16 protein-coding genes and 3 tRNA genes are annotated in these 15,796 nt (G+C 52.9%); 13 read left to right on the top strand and 6 right to left on the bottom strand.

The features are described 5' to 3' along the window. The first annotated feature begins 112 nt into the window (after positions 1-112). From DEP07_RS00970 to DEP07_RS00960, 3 genes are all read left to right on the top strand, one after another. Positions 113-1,114, top strand: a complete 1,002-nt coding sequence (locus DEP07_RS00970; RefSeq protein ID WP_242775170.1) for an ABC transporter substrate-binding protein — start codon at positions 113-115, stop codon at positions 1,112-1,114. A 401-nt stretch (positions 1,115-1,515) separates the two neighbouring features. Further along, positions 1,516-1,668, top strand: a complete 153-nt coding sequence (locus DEP07_RS00965; protein WP_287101977.1) for a hypothetical protein — start codon at positions 1,516-1,518, stop codon at positions 1,666-1,668. After that, positions 1,669-2,463, top strand: a complete 795-nt coding sequence (locus DEP07_RS00960) for an iron-siderophore ABC transporter substrate-binding protein (RefSeq protein WP_287101976.1) — start codon at positions 1,669-1,671, stop codon at positions 2,461-2,463. Positions 2,464-2,553: 90 nt separating this feature from the next. On the opposite strand, the gene DEP07_RS00955 is transcribed toward DEP07_RS00960, so the two are convergent. Next, positions 2,554-3,927, bottom strand: coding sequence for an MFS transporter (locus DEP07_RS00955; protein ID WP_287101975.1), 1,374 nt, complete (start codon positions 3,925-3,927; stop codon positions 2,554-2,556). A gap of 117 nt (positions 3,928-4,044) precedes the next feature. Between DEP07_RS00955 and DEP07_RS00950 the strand changes: the two genes are divergently transcribed. After that, positions 4,045-4,974 carry a LysR family transcriptional regulator gene (locus DEP07_RS00950; protein ID WP_122964928.1) on the top strand — a complete coding sequence of 310 codons (930 nt, stop codon included), beginning with the start codon at positions 4,045-4,047 and terminating at the stop codon, positions 4,972-4,974. Continuing rightward, on the top strand, positions 4,974-5,105 hold the full coding sequence (locus DEP07_RS00945; protein WP_255679099.1) for a hypothetical protein: 132 nt from the start codon (positions 4,974-4,976) through the stop codon (positions 5,103-5,105). Before DEP07_RS00950 ends, DEP07_RS00945 begins: the two co-directional genes overlap by 1 nt. A gap of 73 nt (positions 5,106-5,178) precedes the next feature. Here DEP07_RS00945 and DEP07_RS00940 read toward each other — a convergent pair whose 3' ends face one another. Continuing rightward, positions 5,179-6,561 (bottom strand): MFS transporter, encoded by a 1,383-nt coding sequence (locus DEP07_RS00940; protein ID WP_353772861.1) that lies wholly within the window; start codon positions 6,559-6,561, stop codon positions 5,179-5,181. Between the two features lie 146 nt (positions 6,562-6,707). Between DEP07_RS00940 and DEP07_RS00935 the strand changes: the two genes are divergently transcribed. The 4 genes from DEP07_RS00935 (at position 6,708) to DEP07_RS00920 (ending at position 7,867) form a co-directional block, all read left to right on the top strand. Further along, the gene (locus DEP07_RS00935; RefSeq protein ID WP_122964929.1) at positions 6,708-7,376 is read left to right on the top strand and encodes a helix-turn-helix transcriptional regulator; all 669 of its coding nucleotides are present in this window, start codon (positions 6,708-6,710) and stop codon (positions 7,374-7,376) included. A gap of 238 nt (positions 7,377-7,614) precedes the next feature. Beyond that, positions 7,615-7,688 (top strand) — tRNA-Gly (locus tag DEP07_RS00930). 8 nt (positions 7,689-7,696) lie between these two features. Continuing rightward, positions 7,697-7,770: transfer RNA gene (locus DEP07_RS00925), tRNA-Met, on the top strand. A 21-nt stretch (positions 7,771-7,791) separates the two neighbouring features. Continuing rightward, positions 7,792-7,867 (top strand) — tRNA-His (locus DEP07_RS00920). Positions 7,868-7,961: 94 nt separating this feature from the next. On the opposite strand, the gene DEP07_RS00915 is transcribed toward DEP07_RS00920, so the two are convergent. After that, on the bottom strand, positions 7,962-8,330 hold the full coding sequence (locus DEP07_RS00915) for a glyoxalase superfamily protein (protein ID WP_122964930.1): 369 nt from the start codon (positions 8,328-8,330) through the stop codon (positions 7,962-7,964). Between the two features lie 197 nt (positions 8,331-8,527). Next, positions 8,528-9,436 (bottom strand): EamA family transporter, encoded by a 909-nt coding sequence (locus DEP07_RS00910; protein WP_122964931.1) that lies wholly within the window; start codon positions 9,434-9,436, stop codon positions 8,528-8,530. 262 nt (positions 9,437-9,698) lie between these two features. On the opposite strand from DEP07_RS00910, the gene rarD reads away from it, so the two are divergent. Next, complete coding sequence (gene rarD / locus DEP07_RS00905) at positions 9,699-10,607, top strand: EamA family transporter RarD (RefSeq protein WP_173599302.1); 909 nt, start codon at positions 9,699-9,701, stop codon at positions 10,605-10,607. 78 nt (positions 10,608-10,685) lie between these two features. On the opposite strand, the gene pdxK is transcribed toward rarD, so the two are convergent. After that, on the bottom strand, positions 10,686-11,498 hold the full coding sequence (gene pdxK, locus DEP07_RS00900) for a pyridoxine/pyridoxal/pyridoxamine kinase (protein WP_122964933.1): 813 nt from the start codon (positions 11,496-11,498) through the stop codon (positions 10,686-10,688). Between the two features lie 171 nt (positions 11,499-11,669). Further along, on the bottom strand, positions 11,670-11,840 hold the full coding sequence (locus DEP07_RS00895; protein ID WP_167470319.1) for a hypothetical protein: 171 nt from the start codon (positions 11,838-11,840) through the stop codon (positions 11,670-11,672). Between the two features lie 206 nt (positions 11,841-12,046). On the opposite strand from DEP07_RS00895, the gene DEP07_RS00890 reads away from it, so the two are divergent. Genes DEP07_RS00890 through DEP07_RS00880 form a run of 3 tightly spaced genes read left to right on the top strand, consistent with a single transcriptional unit; the run spans position 12,047 to position 15,760 of the window. Next, a complete protein-coding gene (locus DEP07_RS00890; RefSeq protein WP_122964934.1) occupies positions 12,047-12,748 on the top strand; it encodes an ABC transporter ATP-binding protein in 702 nt (233 codons plus the stop codon). Between the two features lie 24 nt (positions 12,749-12,772). After that, the gene (locus DEP07_RS00885; RefSeq protein ID WP_122964935.1) at positions 12,773-14,221 is read left to right on the top strand and encodes an ABC transporter permease; all 1,449 of its coding nucleotides are present in this window, start codon (positions 12,773-12,775) and stop codon (positions 14,219-14,221) included. Positions 14,222-14,239: 18 nt separating this feature from the next. Continuing rightward, a complete protein-coding gene (locus DEP07_RS00880; protein WP_173597005.1) occupies positions 14,240-15,760 on the top strand; it encodes an HlyD family secretion protein in 1,521 nt (506 codons plus the stop codon). Positions 15,761-15,796: the final 36 nt, after the last annotated feature.

The raw sequence follows: 15,796 nt of genomic DNA, 5'->3' as shown, positions 1-15,796 counted from the left end.
AAATAGACGGCCTGTGGAAAAGCTTGCTATGATGAGTACGGATTTTAATGATAATGATTATCGTTATTGCTTTGATCTTTTCTCATTATGAAGCAAGAAGGAGCTGTGCAGGATGAACAGAACAAGCGAGCGAGTATCCCGGCCGCTGATGAAATTGGCCATGTGGCTGCTGGTCATGACGGTGTTGCTGGCTGCATGCGGCGGTACCGCAGGAACAAATCCGCAACCGGAGGGGCAAAAAGACACGGCTGCTGCGTCTGACGAACAGAGCAAGCCAGCCACCCGAAAAATACAGACCGTCAACGGAGAAATCGAAATTCCCGCTGAGCCGAAGCGGATTGTCGCCCAAGGATATTTGGCTACGTTCCTGGCGCTTGGCGTCAAGCCTGTCGGAGCGCCGTTTTGGGATATCGATTCGCCGCACATCAAATCACAGACGGCTGGCATCGAGGATATCGGAACGATTGACGCCGGCAGCGTCGAGAAAATTTTGTCGCTCAATCCCGATCTGATCGTTACGTTGAGCGATGATCCCAAGCTGTATGAGCAGTTGAGCAAAATCGCGCCGACGATCGTCTTCGTCCATACGACCTTCAAAGACTCACGCGATCAAATTCGGACGTTTGGCGAGATTTTGGGCAAGGAAAAAGAAGCCGAGGCGTGGATTGCCTCCTTCAACGACACCGTTGCCAAAGCCAAACAAAGAATCAAGGGAGTCGTCGACGAAAATGCGACCGTGGCGATCATGGGCGGGTTTGAAAAGCAGCTGGTCGTTTACGGGCAAGGTCTGTGGCGAGGAGCGGAAGCGATGTACAGGCACCTCGGACTGAAACGGCCGCCACAGGTGCAAAAATTCGTCGATGAGGGCAAGGAGAACATGACGATTTCGCTGGAGCAGGTCAAAGAGTTTTCGGGCGACTACCTGTTTGTCGAGTCTGGCAAGCAGGCGGGACTTGACCCGGAGAGTCCGATCTGGAATACGCTGGACGTCGTCAAAAAAGGGCATGTCTACCAGATGGACACCGATTATTTTTGGCCGTACGACCCGATTGCTGTCCAAGCGCAAATCAATCTGATTGCCGATATGCTCGTGGAGGGCAAGCACAAATTATAAGCGCAACCCGTATTCACACAACCGCATCATAGCTCGCCAATCGGCTCGTGCCTTTTTCCAAAAGGACGGGCCGATTTCGCTATTCCGAAGTGTTTGCTCCCTGATGAGTGTTGTTGTTTCCGGAAGGGCGATCCGCGTCTGTCGCGCCAGAACAGCGGCGTTTTTGGAGAATTGTGCATGTCCCTTTAGGTTTCTGTGTATTTCCAATTGCGAGCGCCCTTGCTACACTATGTATCGAGAATGATTATCAATCGAACTCGACATGAAAGTGCTGCTGCTTTGGAGAAGACAAGGCGGGCAGCCATGGCAAAAGAAAGGGATGATCGGCAAGCAGGGGAGCAAACGGAAAGCGCAAGGCCAGGTTTTCAATACAGGAATGAAACGATGCTGGAGGAACCGACATGAATAGATGGACAGGAATCATTTTTTCGCTAGTTTTGCTGATGGGAGTGCTGGCTGGCTGCGCTGGAGGGGGAACGGAGCAGACGCCTTCCGCGAGTTCTTCGTCAAAAGGCGAATGGCCAAGGACGATTACCGACGGTGCGGGTCATTAAGTGACGATCAAGGAGCAGCCGAAGCGCATTGCTGTGCTGCATCCTCTGTTCCTTGACTACTTTTTCGCATTGGACGTGCCGCCGATTGCCTCGGGCAGTGCAGAGAGTGCGCTGAAAGAATACGCGACCTTGCAGCCGTATGTGGGCAAGGCGGAGATTATCGATCTGGGCAGCGGCAAAGATTTGAACCTGGAAGCGATCATTGCGGCAAAGCCTGACCTGATTGTCAGCTTCAAAGGCCATGGCGATGCCCAGTACGACGATCTGTCGAAAATCGCGCCCTTCATTCAAATTGACTACAGTGACAAATGGGAAAACGCCACCATGCTGTGCGCACAGGCGATCGGAAAAGAACAATTGGGCGAACAGCTCGTCAAAGATACGAAAGAGAAGATCGCCAAAACAAAAGAGCGGCTGGGCGATCTGAAAACAAAAACGTTTGCCTTGCTGCGGGTGAGCAGCAAAAACGGTTTTACCGCCCAAGGGACGAAAAATACGGTTTACTACAACGAGACAGAAGGATTTGGCCTGAAAAAGCCAGATCAGTACCCGGAAGAGGGGGGCGAGCTTTCCCTGGAAGCCCTTGCGGAAATGAATCCCGACTACATCATCATTCAGCACAAGCTTGACGCTGCCCAAGCAGCCATCCAGGACAAGCAAGGATCGGCTGTATGGAACTCGTTGAAGGCAGTCAAAAACAACCAAGTTTTACTGTTTGATAACTCGTTGAATACAGGCAGCGTGTTGGCGATCCGCCTGGCTGCCGACAACTTTTCCAAGCTGGCGGGGAAATAGGCGAAACAGCCACCGGAAAAGAAAGCCTTGCAAGCGAGATGGAATGAGAAGCGGACCGAAGCAGCTTTGTTTCGGTCCGTTTTCGCATGTTTATGATTCCCTTGGTTGTCCCAAGCTTTTGCGTCGCCCGTTGATGAACAAGAGAGACAAGGCGAGCAGGAAGAGGACGGCTGCAAAAAGCACAACCCCTTTTGCCTGAAGAATGAGGCCGACCAGTAGCGAGGCGAGGATCGTCCCGGCGTAGCGGGCTGTCATGAACAATCCGGTGGCGACGCCAATGATCTCTTTTGGCGTGGAGCGGAACAAGGCGGCCTGCATGCCTACGCTGTTCAGCCCGTTGCTTACGCCAAACGCTGCCAATGCCACACAGACGCTGATCACCGGGGAGGCAGGATTCAACATCGCGAGCCAGACAGCGCCGAAGAGCATCAAGACAGCAGAGACGAGCAAAGCAGGGCGGGGTCCAGACTTGTCGATCCAGCGTCCGGCTAATGGCGATGCGATCAGCGAACCCAAGCCAAGGCTTAACATCAAGAGTCCGGTATGCAGCTCGGAGACGTGACGAACGGTTTGCAAATAAACCGGCAGGCCGAAAAATATCGCGTAAAACACGACGTTGACGAGGACAAATTGGATATGAACCCATGTCATGGCACGGTATTTGGCGAATGCGTGCAAAGGCAGAAACGGTGACGGTACCCGCAGCTCGTGGCGAATGAAGACCGCCAAGTTCACCAGGCCGATTCCGCCGAGAATGACGTTGCCATAAGCGAGAGGCCCGGCCGACTTCGCCTGGAAAAAGCCGATGAGCAAGGCGACGAGCCCCACTGTGAACAAGGCAATTCCCGGGATGTCCAACAGCGCAATCCATTGGCGCAAGGAAAGCTGCCGGGATACGCACATGGACGGCTCGTCGCGCGGAATCATTTTCCACACGAGCAAAAAACTCGCCAAAGCGAACGGAAGATTGACGAAGAAGATAGAAGGCCAATCCCACCAATGAATAAGCACCCCGCCAATAAAAGGGCCGATGGCAGCGGCCGTAGACTGGAACAAGGATAACACGCCAAGCGCCGTCCCTTGCTTTTCCGTAACATGATGCCGCACGATGGCGATTCCGACTGCCACGACCATGCTCGTGCCAATCGACTGCCCGATGCGACAAACAAGAAGCCAGCCAAACGTGGCGGAGAAGGGGGCAAGCAACGAAGCGATCCCGGCGATGACCAGCCCGACGAGAAAAATGCGTTTTCGCCCAAACATATCGCTGGCCTTGCCCATCACGGGCTGCGCGATTGCGCTTGTTATGTAGAACGAAAACAGAATCCAGGAAACGGTAGCAAAGTCCAAAGCATACACTTGTTGCAGTCTGGCAATGGCAACGGCGATCATCGATGAATTTAACGGATTCAGCAAGATGCCCAGTCCGACGGCGACCATCAGCCACTTTTGACGAATCTCCATGTTTGTTCCTCCCATACGTTATTGCTGTCATCGTACGGGAAACCATTCATTTATTCCAACGCATTTGATGCTATACTTTCATTGATTAAAAGGAATGAATGGAAGAGGGATGGCGGCATGGAACTTTTGCAGTTGCAATATTTTCTCACGGTAGCCAGGCTGGAGCATGTGACCGAGGCTGCCCGAAGCCTGCATGTGACGCAATCGTCGTTAAGCAAAACGATTCAGCGGCTGGAAGAGGACTTGGGGGCTCCGCTATTCGATAGAGTGGGCAGAAGGCTGCGTTTAAACGAGCACGGCAGCCGATTTTTGCTCCGGGCTGAGCGGGCTTTGCTGGAACTGGAAGAAGGCAAACGGGAAATTCGCGATTGGACCCAGGCTGAGTACGGAACACTCAAGTTGGCGGTGACCAATGCGAGCACGCTGCCCGGGATTTTGAGTGAATTTCGGAAACAATGGCCGATGATTCACTTTCACGTCCAAATGGTGACTACGCAAGAGATGCTGACGGCGCTCAGGCGCGGGGAGGCGGATTTTTGCCTGTCGTCTTTTCCGGTACAGGACGACGAAATCCAATGCCAGACATTGTTTCTCGATCCGATTCTCGTCGCTGTGCCCAAAAACCACCGACTGGCTGGACGGCGAAGTGTCGCTTTGGCTGAGCTGCAAGGCGAGTGGTTTGTCGGAGTCAAACGGGGGTATGCCACACGCGACTTGGTGGATGCGGTTTGCCACGAAGCCGGATTTGAGCCTGCCTATGTGTACGAGGGCGATGAACCTGCGAGGCTCGTCACCTTCGTGGAAACAGGGATCGGCATCGCTTTTATTCCGTGCACAGGGAGGAGCCTGCACGAACAAGTCCACTATTTGCGAATCGAGGATCAGCGGCTGGCACGAGAGATTACGTTGCTATGGCACAAAAGTCGGTATATTTCCCGTGCTGCGCAACATTTTCGCCGCGTCGTGGAAGCGTATTTCGCCGATGTGACCGGAAATGCCGTGCTGTCTTTTTGCCAAGCCGATTCTCCGCCGGACTGCTCTTGCTGATGCCAGTCCAGGTCAAGCAAGCCGAAGCCATGCTGCCAGCCCGAGTGGAGCATGGCTTCGGCTTTTGGAACTTGGACGATGCATTCACCGGCGTCTTGACACTGGAGCAGTTTCCCGCCATGTGGACATGAAAAACCCCGTTTCCTTGCGAACGGCAAGCTTTTGCCAGACGCAGGAAAGCGGGGATTTTTTTGTGGAAAAAGGCTAGGCAGATGTTTGTTTGCTTGGTTGACTTTGCCTGGTTCGCGCATTCGCCACCAAACTGAGCAAAATCAGCGCGAGGTTAAAGGCCATGGCGATTGTAACTCCTGCGGCCATGGACATTCCGGCGGTTTGGCTCATGGCGACTACGGCTCCGCCGATCCCGACCGCCACGCCGGGGGTAAAGGAGTCCGCGAATTGCAGGTTGCCAGATACTTGACCAGCTTCCCCTTCCCTGACCAGAGTGAAGGCGACTGTTCCGCTTACGGTATGCGCCAATCCGATGCCGATCCCGATGATGACTTCCCCGATCACCGCCATCGCAATCGTCAGGGATGGCACCCACAGCATGACGCCGATCCCGACAAGCATCAGCAAAATCCCGAGCGTGATTCGCTTCGAGCGTCCGCGACCTTGATCGGCTGCGTCCCAGCGAGCCTGCAAAATCGCCACGATGCACCAGCTGAACGCCGCGCTTGCCACGATCAGCCCCGCTTTGTCCAGAGCAAGCCCTTTCGTTTTTGTCAAAGCGAGCACGAGAAAATTTTGCGTGCAGACATAGGCGGCGAAAAAGAGTCCGCGGGAAGCGAGCAGAGCCGACAAGCCAGTTTGAAAAGTAAAGGTTCCTGAGGGCAGCAGCTTGCGGAGAGGTTGAACCATCAAAGCGAGGCCCACGATGATGAGCGCGACTCCCCATGCTTGCGGCAGCATGCCAAGTCCGCTCAAAAACAGCCCGGTTCCGACCGCGAGCAGCACAGACAGGCCGACCACGCCGGATTCGTCTTTCGCTGGAACAGCGGGGATCGTCAGCTTGCGGAAGGCAGGCAGCGTGAGAAGCACGGCAAGAAGCATGAAAGGCAGCACGCCCCAAAAGACGAATCGCCACGAAAAGTGTTCGGCAATCAATCCGGCTACATAGGGCCCGAGCATGGAGGGGAGCACGTAAGCAGTGCCTAGTGAACCCAATATTTTGGCGCGAAGTTCATCGGGATAACTCAGCGAGATGGCCGTGTACATGCAAGTGTACATGGCTCCCGCACCGAAGCCTTGCAAGACGCGCGAACCGATCATGACGTACATGTTGGAAGCGATGGCGGCTGCGACGAGTCCGAGCGCGAACAAAGCGACAGCGATGGTGAAAAGCAGGGCAGGCCCTTTTCGGTCAATCTGACGGCCGACCACGAGCGTACCGACAATTTGCGCCAGCAAATAAGCGCTGAATATCCAGCCGAACAAATGAATCCCTTGCAAATCGCCAGCAATGACCGGAGCGACTGTTGTGACGGCCAATCCTTCGAAACCGATCGCCATCGCTGACAAAATGATCCCAATCGATAAAGCAAGATAACGCGGGCCAAAAATGCTTTGTGCAGACAAGCTGGTCACCTTCCTTCGCGGATTGTAAACAGAGCGGCCAAGTATCCGGATACTTTGTAAAGAAATTTCTTTAATTAACAAATTATACCTGTGCTTTGACTTTGTCAATATTTTTCTTTATAATCTAGACAGTCCGAATTTTGAAGGTGATGGGATTGAAAAAGTCGAACACAAATGCAAAAGACGGGGCAGAAAGAACGAGGCGGTCGATCATCAATCTGCTCAAGCAAAACGGCGCCATGGACGCCAATCAGCTGGCGAGCGAGCTGGGGGTGACCGCCATGGCGGTGCGGCAGCATTTATACGACCTGCAAGAGCAAAGGCTCGTCACTTTTTCCGAGGAACCGCGCTCAATGGGCCGACCGGCCAAAATGTGGGCGTTGACCTCTGAGGCAAACCGCCTGTTTCCGGACGGCTATGCCGATTTGACTGTCAGCTTGATCGAATCGATGAAGGAAGCTTTCGGCGAGGAAGGCTTGGAGAAGCTGATTGAAATTCGCAACCGCAAGCAAGTGCTGGACTATCAGAGCAAGGCGCCGCTTAGCTTGCCGTTGCAGGAAAAATTGCTTGCTTTGGCCAAATCGCGGACGGATGAAGGCTATATGGCAGAGATCATTGCCAACGAAGACGGCTCGTTTTATTTTGTCGAGAAGCACTGTCCGATCTGCGAGGCGGCAAGGGCCTGTTCCGGCTTGTGCAACAAGGAACTGGAGATGTTTCAGGCCGTGCTCGGCGCTGGCTTGACGATAACGCGGGACGAACATATTTTGGCTGGGCATAATCGCTGTGTGTACCGGATCGTTCCTCAGGCCGATTCTGTCTGAATGTTTCGGCACAGCTTGCTGTGCGCTGTTGCTCCACAGGACTCGTAACAAAAGCGGGCTTGGCTACGGGTTACGGGTCTTGCGGGTCTATTTTCGCTATTCTTGACTTTAATTTCACGTGTGTTACAATAAAATGCAGAAAAGAACCTCTGGGCGCAAAGATGAGCCAGAAGTTCGCAAAGCCACTTGCGCTGGCGAGTAGGTCGCAGAAGCGTGCGAGTGGACGTGCCTTTGTTTTGCGGGTGTAGTTCAATGGTAGAACTCCAGCCTTCCAAGCTGGTCGCGTGGGTTCGATTCCCATCACCCGCTCCATAGCGTTTGGCGGTGTAGCTCAGCTGGTTAGAGCGTTCGGTTCATACCCGAAAGGTCGGGGGTTCGATTCCCTCCGCCGCTACCTGATCTGATTGTGTCCATGGCGGTCGTGGCGAAGGGGTTAACGCACCGGATTGTGGCTCCGGCACTCGTGGGTTCAAGTCCCATCGATCGCCCCATACAGCAAAAGGGAAAAGCCCAGCAGGTTCTTGCACGAGCCTGGCTGGGCTTTTTTGTGTTCTCGTCTTTTCGCGGGAAACAGCTTCTCCCAGCTTACGGAAAAGGATGCGGCTGGAAAAAGTGAATCCGGTTGCCAAAAGGGTCTGTCACAGACACTTCATGCGTTCCCCATGACGTCTTTTCCAAACCCGGCCGGGCGTATTTGTACGACTTGCCAGCCAGTGTCTGGTGAAGCAGCTCGATGTCCTCGACCTGCACGCGGATCGCTGCACCCGGGCACGCATCTCCGTGATGCTCAGTCAGATGCAGCACGCAGTCAGGCGAGGAGACTTGCATGTACAGCGGAAAATTGTCCTCATAGCGATGCTCCCAATCGACCTGAAATCCGAGAAAGTCGACGTAAAATTCCTTCGCTTTTGCTTCGTCAAAAATGCGAAAAATCGGCATAACGGCAAGCGTCATCTTTTCACAAGCCTCCTTCATGTAGGAATCGCAATCTCTTCATACCATTCCATGCGACCACCCCGATTTCCTATCAGCTAGAAAAGAGAGAGAACTGTTAACCGCAAGCGCTCACATCCCCGTTCATGCAAAACGTCGAGACGTGTTTCACAGAAAAAAGCGTGCCGAGTCCCCGGTGGACTGACACGCTTTTTCGGTTACATTCCTTTTTTCTCCAGGACATGTGACGGAGCAAACAGTTTGCGCCATTTGATTTGCGGCACGCAGATGGCAGCCAGGATCATCAGAACGCCGCTCCACTGGGAGAGAGTAACTGTTTCATGCAACACGAAGCTGGACAAGAGAACGACCGTCGGCAATTCGACTGCGCTCAAAATCGTCGCAAGCCCGTTGCCGATCCGGGGTACGCCTACAGCCAGACAAAAGATCGGGATGACGGAGCCGAATACAGCGACCAGCAAGCCGAGCGGCAGCAGACCTTCCAGCAGGCGTCCGTTGAGCAAAAACGTTGGCGGATAGACGATGGACAACATGACGGCAGCCATGCTGATCGTAATCGCGCTGCGCAAGTAAGGATTCATGCCGGGCAGGACGCGGCCGCTGAAGAAAATGACCAGGGCAAAGGTAGCGCCAGACAGCAGTCCGTAAATCAGGCCAGTGACGCTCACGTTTTGCAAGCCGCCTTCGCTAAGCCCGCTGGCGAGCACCGTTCCGCCTCCCAGCATGAGCAGCGAAACCCATTTGGCAGCTGACGGCCACTTGCGATCGACCACAGATTCGAGCAAAACCCCGATCCAGGTGAATTGGAACAACAGGACGATCGCGAGCGAAGCAGACACGCGGCTGACAGCCTGATGGTAAAAAATGCTGGTAGAAGCCATCATCAGACTGACAGGCGCGAGGATCAGCAAGTATTTGAACTGGAATCGTTCCCGCGAGAAGAACAAGGCCGCCACAATCATGATCAAGCCGCCGAAAACCAGTTGACTTCCGCTCATTTCATAGGGAGTGAAGCCCAGGGCAAATGCGTGTTTCATGAACAGCGACAACACGCCATAGCTGCATGCGCCAAACAAAACGAACAGAACAGAACGCCAGTATGTCATAGGTAAAAATTCCTTTCTTATGACTAAACTCGGTTGAATAATGCCTATTGTACACCAGTAAGAAAAATGGTACAATAAAAAATTTAGCTTTGCTTTATTGTGTTACTGAGGTAATCAACTATCTAGGTAACTCACTACTATGGTAGCGAAGGAAAGTATCTGAAACGCTTATATTGAGCATGAATACATAGCCGTTTGGCGGCAATTCCGGTACACTACTCTATATGTGTGGCACATGGCAAACTCGGTGGAGGCAGAAAAAATGAAACAGGGGATCTTTTATGCGGTTGCGGCGTATTTTGCATGGGGTTTGCTCCCTCTGTACTGGAAGCTGTTTCAGTCAATGGGTGCATGGGAAATCCTCGCTCACCGCATCGTCTGGTCCGTTCTTTTTGTCGCAATCATTATTCAGGTAACGAAACGCTGGAAGACGATGTGGGGCTCGGTAACCGGGGGGAAGATGTTCGCGGCTCTTGCCATTTGTTCGCTTCTGATCAGTGCGAACTGGCTGATTTACATTTGGGCGGTCAATAACAACCAGATCATGCAAACAAGCCTCGGCTATTACATGAACCCGTTGTTTACCGTGTTGCTCGGCGTCATCTTTTTAAAAGAAAAAATGCACGCAGGGCAGTGGGTTGCGCTCATTCTGGCAGCCTGTGGCGTCCTGTTTGTCACCTTTCAATACGGCGAAGTTCCGTGGATCGCGCTCTCTTTAGCCGTGACGTTCGCATTTTACGGTCTGGCGAAAAAGCTCGTAAAGCAAGAAGCGATGATCGGGCTTGCCTGGGAGACTTTGTTTGTCGCTCCAATCGCTCTCGGCTATTTGCTTATGCTCCAGGCGAACGGAACGGAGACGATCGCGACTCTCGCCTGGTGGCAAATGTTGCTGCTTGCGCTCGCAGGAGTTGCGACTGCGATGCCGCTGTACTGGTTTGCGCAGGCTGCCGTGCGCTTGCCGCTGTCGATTGTCGGCTTCATCCAGTATTTGTCTCCGACGATTTCTTTGCTCACGGCCGTCTTCCTTTATAAAGAACCGTTTACAACCACGCATTTGATCAGTTTTGCCTGCATCTGGTCTGCGCTGATCATTTTTACCGCAAGCTCGATGCGCAAAAAACCGGCCGCTGCTCCGATCAAACAGGAAGTGGCGATCAAAAAGCAGGCGTGAACGTGAACGAAAAAAACTCCTGACCAGTTCCGAGGCATATGCTTCGTCCGGTCAGGAGTTTTTTGTTTGCGCAAAAGCTTAGGCTTGCTGTTTGCGGCGATACGCGCCATGGTCGGTTGGACCGACGTACTGATTGAGGGCAAAGGAGTGGCGAATCGCTTCTGTAATGAAATCTTTCGCGACAGCAACGGCTCCGCGCACGGAGTTGCCTTTTGCCAGCTCGGCACAAATCGCAGCCGAGAATGTGCAGCCTGCTCCGTGTGTAAACGTAGTGTCAATGCGCTCGGACTCAAGCACTTCAACGGATTGGCCGTCATAGAAAACGTCGACGGCATGGCCGCCTTCCAGCTTGGTGCCGCCTTTTACGACAACGTAAGCGGTGCCGAAGTCATGAATGCGTTTTGCCGCTTCTTTCATATCATCAACGCTTTTCAGCGCGCCCATCTCACTGAGGATGCCCGCCTCGAACAAGTTCGGGGTTGCCACAGTCGCACGCGGAAGCAGAACTTCACGCAAGCTGATGGCGATTTCCGGGTGGAGCGCTTCAGCGCCTTTACAGATCATCACCGGGTCAACGACAACGTTTTTCAATTGGTATTGTTCTATTTTGCGGCTAGCAAGCTCTACCAGTTCGGTTGTACCGAGCATGCCCGTTTTTGCTGCGTCTACGCCGATTCCGGCCAGTACCGTCTCGATCTGCTTTTCGAGGATGGCCACATCGATCGGAAACACTTCATGGTTCCAGTTGTTGTGCGGGTCTTGGGCCACGATGACAGTAAGCGCTGTCAATCCGAATACGCCAAGCTCCTGAAACGTTTTGAGGTCTGCTTGTTGTCCAGCTCCGCCGCTGGTATCGGAGCCTGCAATCGTGAGTGCTTTTTTCATGGTCATTTTGATTATCTCCCTTATGTGCAGCAGCGAAGTGAATGCAGATCTTTACTGTCATGCACTGTAATGTCTCCCTCTATATTAAGAGGAAAAAAACGGCGATGTCAATAATATCTCCACAAATAAAAAACCGCTTCCCCGAGATGAGGAGCGGTTGCAGATGTGTGTATGCAATTAATTGGAAGCAGCGTGGTGGAAGGAAAAGCTGATTGGCGTGGACAGAGTGCGGGAGCGCTTGGTAGCGAGCTGTTTGGCTTGCTTCGCTGCTTCAAACATGCTTGGTGCCTTGATGATTTCCACCCATCTGCGCGTTGCGGTTTCAAATAAAAAGCGGTAGATTGTCATCGGTCATCGACCCTCCGTGTTTTCTTCACTCTCTTATTGTAGTACGGATTTGGCAGCAGTTGGTTACGCGTTTGTTACATGATTTTGAAGATCTTGCATCTTTTTTGTAACAAAACAAGGGAAAAATTGTTTTTCAAAAAGCCGTTACGTTTTGAACGTTTTTGCGTCTTTAGTATGAGAAATGAACGAATGAGGTGCTGTAAAAGATGGCCAACACAAAAGGAGAGCTGACAGTAACCGGGGTCAATCACAGCTACGGAACAGGGAAACTCAGGGTGCCCGTACTGTTTGATATTAACCTGCACATCAACCGCGGCGAGTTTGTGGCTCTGTGCGGTTCGTCCGGTTCAGGGAAGTCCACACTGCTGAATCTGCTCGCGGGCCTGACCAAGCCGGAAGAAGGAAGCGTGACGGTAAGCGGAGAGGAGATCTCCAAGTTTAGCGAAAACCAGTTATGTCTGTTTCGGCGCAAAAACATGGGCTTCATTTTCCAGTCGTACAATTTGCTGCCCAACCTGACTGCGCTGGAAAACGTGGAGCTTCCGCTGATCTTCGCGGGCGAAAGCGTCAAGAAGCGTCGGGCGAAAGCGACGGAGATTTTGAATCGCGTCGGGCTGGATGGGCGGATTCATCACCGTCCAAACGAGCTGAGCGGTGGTCAGCAGCAGCGTGTCAGTATTGCGAGAGCGCTGGTCAACCAGCCGGATATCATTTTGGCTGACGAACCGACGGGGAACCTCGATTCGAAGACGGAGCAAGAAATCCTTCATCTTATGAGGGAAATGAACAAGGAAAATGGGACTACGTTCATCATCGTTACCCATGAGCAGGAAGTAGCAGAACAGTCCGACCGCGTGATTTACTTGCAAGACGGCCGGGTTGTACAAAAAAGGACGAGACCAGCGTAGGCGAGGGTATGAGGTGAACATATTGTGAAGGTAATAGATTCGTTTCGCATCGTCTGGAGAAATCTGTGGCGAATGAAGCTGCGGACGGCTCTGACGTCCGTCGGTGTAATGATCGGAACGGCGGCCATTGTCGCCATGATGGCGCTCAGTCTGGGCCTGAAGGAAAGCGCTGTGAAAAGCTTGGAAAACTTCGGGAACCTGACGGAAATGGACGTCGAGCCGATGTATTACAATCAGGAAAAGGACGAGCCGATCCCGGATGACCAGCGCAAGAGGCTGAACATGGAAGCCGTGCAAGAACTGAAAAAGATCCCGGGAATCGCCAGCGTCATGCCCGTCAAGCGGCTGAACGAGCAGGCGAAGCTCAAAGTAGGCAGGCGCGAGGGCTACGTGGAGCTGGTAGGGGTAGACGTGAATGAATCGGCTGCCTACCGGAAAAACGATGTGGAAAAAGGGAACTATTTGACAGGCTCTCCGCAGGAAGTTGTTGTGGCATACGATGTTCCAAGAGAAATGCGCGATGTGGAAAAAGAAAAACGCGAGGCGCGCAGACGAAATTCCGGAGGCGGCAGGCAGTCCGACATGCCGCCGGATATGATGGGCGGCGGTGGCGAGGGAGCAGCCTTCAACATCGTCGACAAAGCGGCCACACTCGTTTTGACGCGGGAATACCGCATCGACGACGAACCGAAGTTTGAGAAAAAAGAACTGCGGGTGAGAGTCGTCGGACAGTTGCGCAAATCGGAAAACTTCCGATACTCCAGCGCTGTGTACGTGCCGCTCAGTGTCGTCAAAGAGCTGAACGATTGGGTCAACCGCAGCCGGGGCAACGAGAGCGATGAAGGCTCACCGCGCCGTACGCGCGAGCAAGCGAAGAAAGACACGTTCGAATTTGACCAGATGACCGTCAAGGTGGAATCGCGCGAGCAGGTAGAGAGCGTCGTCAAAGCCTTGAAAGAAAAAGGCTACGAAGTCTGGTCGCCAGCGCGCGAGCTGGAAACGATCAACAAATTTTTCTTCGTGATTCAGATGGTCTTGGGCGGTATCGCGGCGATCTCCTTGCTGGTAGCCACGATCGGGATCGTCAATACGATGATCATGTCGATTTTGGAGCGAACGAAAGAAATCGGCATCATGAAAGTGATTGGCGCAACGGTATTCAACATTCGCTGGCTGTTCCTGATGGAGTCGGGCTTTATCGGTCTGATCGGTGGATTGGCCGGGCTTGGCATGGCCTGGGGCGCTGTAGAACTGGTGAATTATTTCGGAGCCTCGGGCGGCATCATGGACAGTTTGAACATGGGGTATGGCGGAGGCGGACCGGAAGGCGAACCGAGCAAATTGGCAGTCATTCCAGCCTGGCTGGCACTGTTTGCCATCGGCTTCTCCTTTGTTATCGGTTTGCTCGCAGGGATTTTCCCGGCTATTCGGGCTTCCCGTTTAAGCGCACTTCAAGCGATTCGATCAGAATAAGAAATGTGGGGAACGAAGATGAACAAGAAAAAATGGATCATACTGGCAGCAATCGTGGTCGTTCTGGGAGGGGGCGGCTACGGTGGCTACGCATACTACCAGTCGCAAAACACGGTGGCAGAAGAACCGCCGGCAGAAGAGCCTTCCTTCCCGACGGCTGTCGTAGATGTAGGGGAAGTGAAGAAAACGATTTTCTCTTCCGGGACCGTGGAAGCAAAAGCGCGTGAGGAAGTCCGGTCCGAGAGCAGCGGCAAGGTGCAGAAACTGCTCGTGAAAGAAGGACAAGCGGTGAAAAAAGGCGACGTGCTGTTTACCGTAGACAGCATGGACGCCCAGCTTGAATTGCAAAAGCTGGAGCTGGGGATCACCCGCTCGCAAAAAGAGTTGAGTGAGCTGAAAAACAAGAAAGACCGGATTGTCTCCAACAAAGCCGGGAAGGTGAAAGAGCTGCTCGTGAAAGAAGGAGACTCGGTTACTCCTGACACGGTTGTAGCGAAGCTGGTCAACACCGACAATTTGAAAATTGTCGGGAAGTTTACGGCGTTTGAAGCGGATCAGTTCCGCGTCGGCCAGCCTGTGAAGGTGTTTGTCACCGCCTCCCTCTATTATGTGGATGGAGTGGTGACGAAGGTCGACAAGATCGGGAAAAAGGAAAAAGGCGTGGGTGGCGTTCACGACGTCGAAGTGCTGGTCAAGAAGCCGGGTGCACTCTACGCAGGAGATATCGGGCAAGTTCAGTACACAGACCCTAAAGGGGTGCTGTACATGAGTCAGCAAGCCACTCCGTTTGAATTGTCGGATGAAATGGAGATTTTGGCCGGAACGCATGGCAAGATCGGAAAAGTGGAGATTGACAAGGAAGACGAAGTCAAAAGCGGACAGCTTTTGTTCAAAATGGATTTGACCGATTCCGAGCTGGAACTGAAAGACAAAGAGCTTTCCTTGAAAGAAGCGCTGCTGAACCTGGAGCAGAAAAAGCGGGAAATCGCCAAAAAGCAAGTGGAAGCGCCGATCAGCGGGGTCATCACGAAGCTGAATGTCAAAGAAGGCGAAACCCCTGGTTCTGAGCCAGTTGCCGTTATTATGGATACTTCCTCTGTTTACTTTGTAGCTGCGGTAGATGAGATGGATATTCCAGCGATCAAGCTCGGCCAAAGCGTAGATGTTTACTTGAATGCTTTTGGCAACAAGCCGTTCAAAGGGAAAGTCACCGAGCTTCCGAAAGAAGGGACAAAAGAGGACAAGTCTGTTCGCTTCGCCGTCAAGGTGGAGTTGAGCGAGGCTGCCGATATGAAGCACGGCATGACGGGTGATTGCGATATTTACGTCGGGCAAAAAGACAACGTGAAGCGATTGCCGCTGAATGCCGTTGAGGTCATGGAAGCAGGACATGCAACCGTCATGGTCAAAGACCCGTCGTCTGGAGAGCCGACACCGAAAGAAATTGAGATCGGACTGGAAGGCGCGGACTTTGTAGAGATTGTCAATGGCCTGAATGAAGGCGAAGAAGTATTGATGATGAATCCGGAAGGCATGTAAGAATTACAGCACGAGCATGCAACGAGAAAAGACAAC

It is taken from the genome of Brevibacillus sp. (assembly GCF_003521185.1).
In the GTDB taxonomy this organism is placed as follows: Bacteria; Bacillota; Bacilli; order Brevibacillales; family Brevibacillaceae; genus Brevibacillus; species Brevibacillus parabrevis.
The sequence above is the reverse complement of the archived record's forward strand: the minus strand, read 5'-3'. Positions and strand labels throughout refer to the sequence as shown.

Excerpts from the sequence above, each read along its gene's own strand:
- DEP07_RS00970 (WP_242775170.1), top strand. The coding sequence starts at position 113 with ATGAACAGAACAAGCGAGCGAGTATCCCGGCCGCTGATGAAATTGGCC.
- DEP07_RS00965 (WP_287101977.1), top strand. The coding sequence starts at position 1,516 with ATGAATAGATGGACAGGAATCATTTTTTCGCTAGTTTTGCTGATGGGA.
- DEP07_RS00955 (WP_287101975.1), bottom strand. The coding sequence starts at position 3,927 with ATGGAGATTCGTCAAAAGTGGCTGATGGTCGCCGTCGGACTGGGCATC.
- DEP07_RS00950 (WP_122964928.1), top strand. The coding sequence starts at position 4,045 with ATGGAACTTTTGCAGTTGCAATATTTTCTCACGGTAGCCAGGCTGGAG.
- DEP07_RS00945 (WP_255679099.1), top strand. The coding sequence starts at position 4,974 with ATGCCAGTCCAGGTCAAGCAAGCCGAAGCCATGCTGCCAGCCCGAGTG.
- DEP07_RS00915 (WP_122964930.1), bottom strand. The coding sequence starts at position 8,330 with ATGACGCTTGCCGTTATGCCGATTTTTCGCATTTTTGACGAAGCAAAA.
- DEP07_RS00910 (WP_122964931.1), bottom strand. The coding sequence starts at position 9,436 with ATGACATACTGGCGTTCTGTTCTGTTCGTTTTGTTTGGCGCATGCAGC.
- rarD (WP_173599302.1), top strand. The coding sequence starts at position 9,699 with ATGAAACAGGGGATCTTTTATGCGGTTGCGGCGTATTTTGCATGGGGT.
- pdxK (WP_122964933.1), bottom strand. The coding sequence starts at position 11,498 with ATGACCATGAAAAAAGCACTCACGATTGCAGGCTCCGATACCAGCGGC.
- DEP07_RS00895 (WP_167470319.1), bottom strand. The coding sequence starts at position 11,840 with ATGACAATCTACCGCTTTTTATTTGAAACCGCAACGCGCAGATGGGTG.
- DEP07_RS00890 (WP_122964934.1), top strand. The coding sequence starts at position 12,047 with ATGGCCAACACAAAAGGAGAGCTGACAGTAACCGGGGTCAATCACAGC.
- DEP07_RS00880 (WP_173597005.1), top strand. The coding sequence starts at position 14,240 with ATGAACAAGAAAAAATGGATCATACTGGCAGCAATCGTGGTCGTTCTG.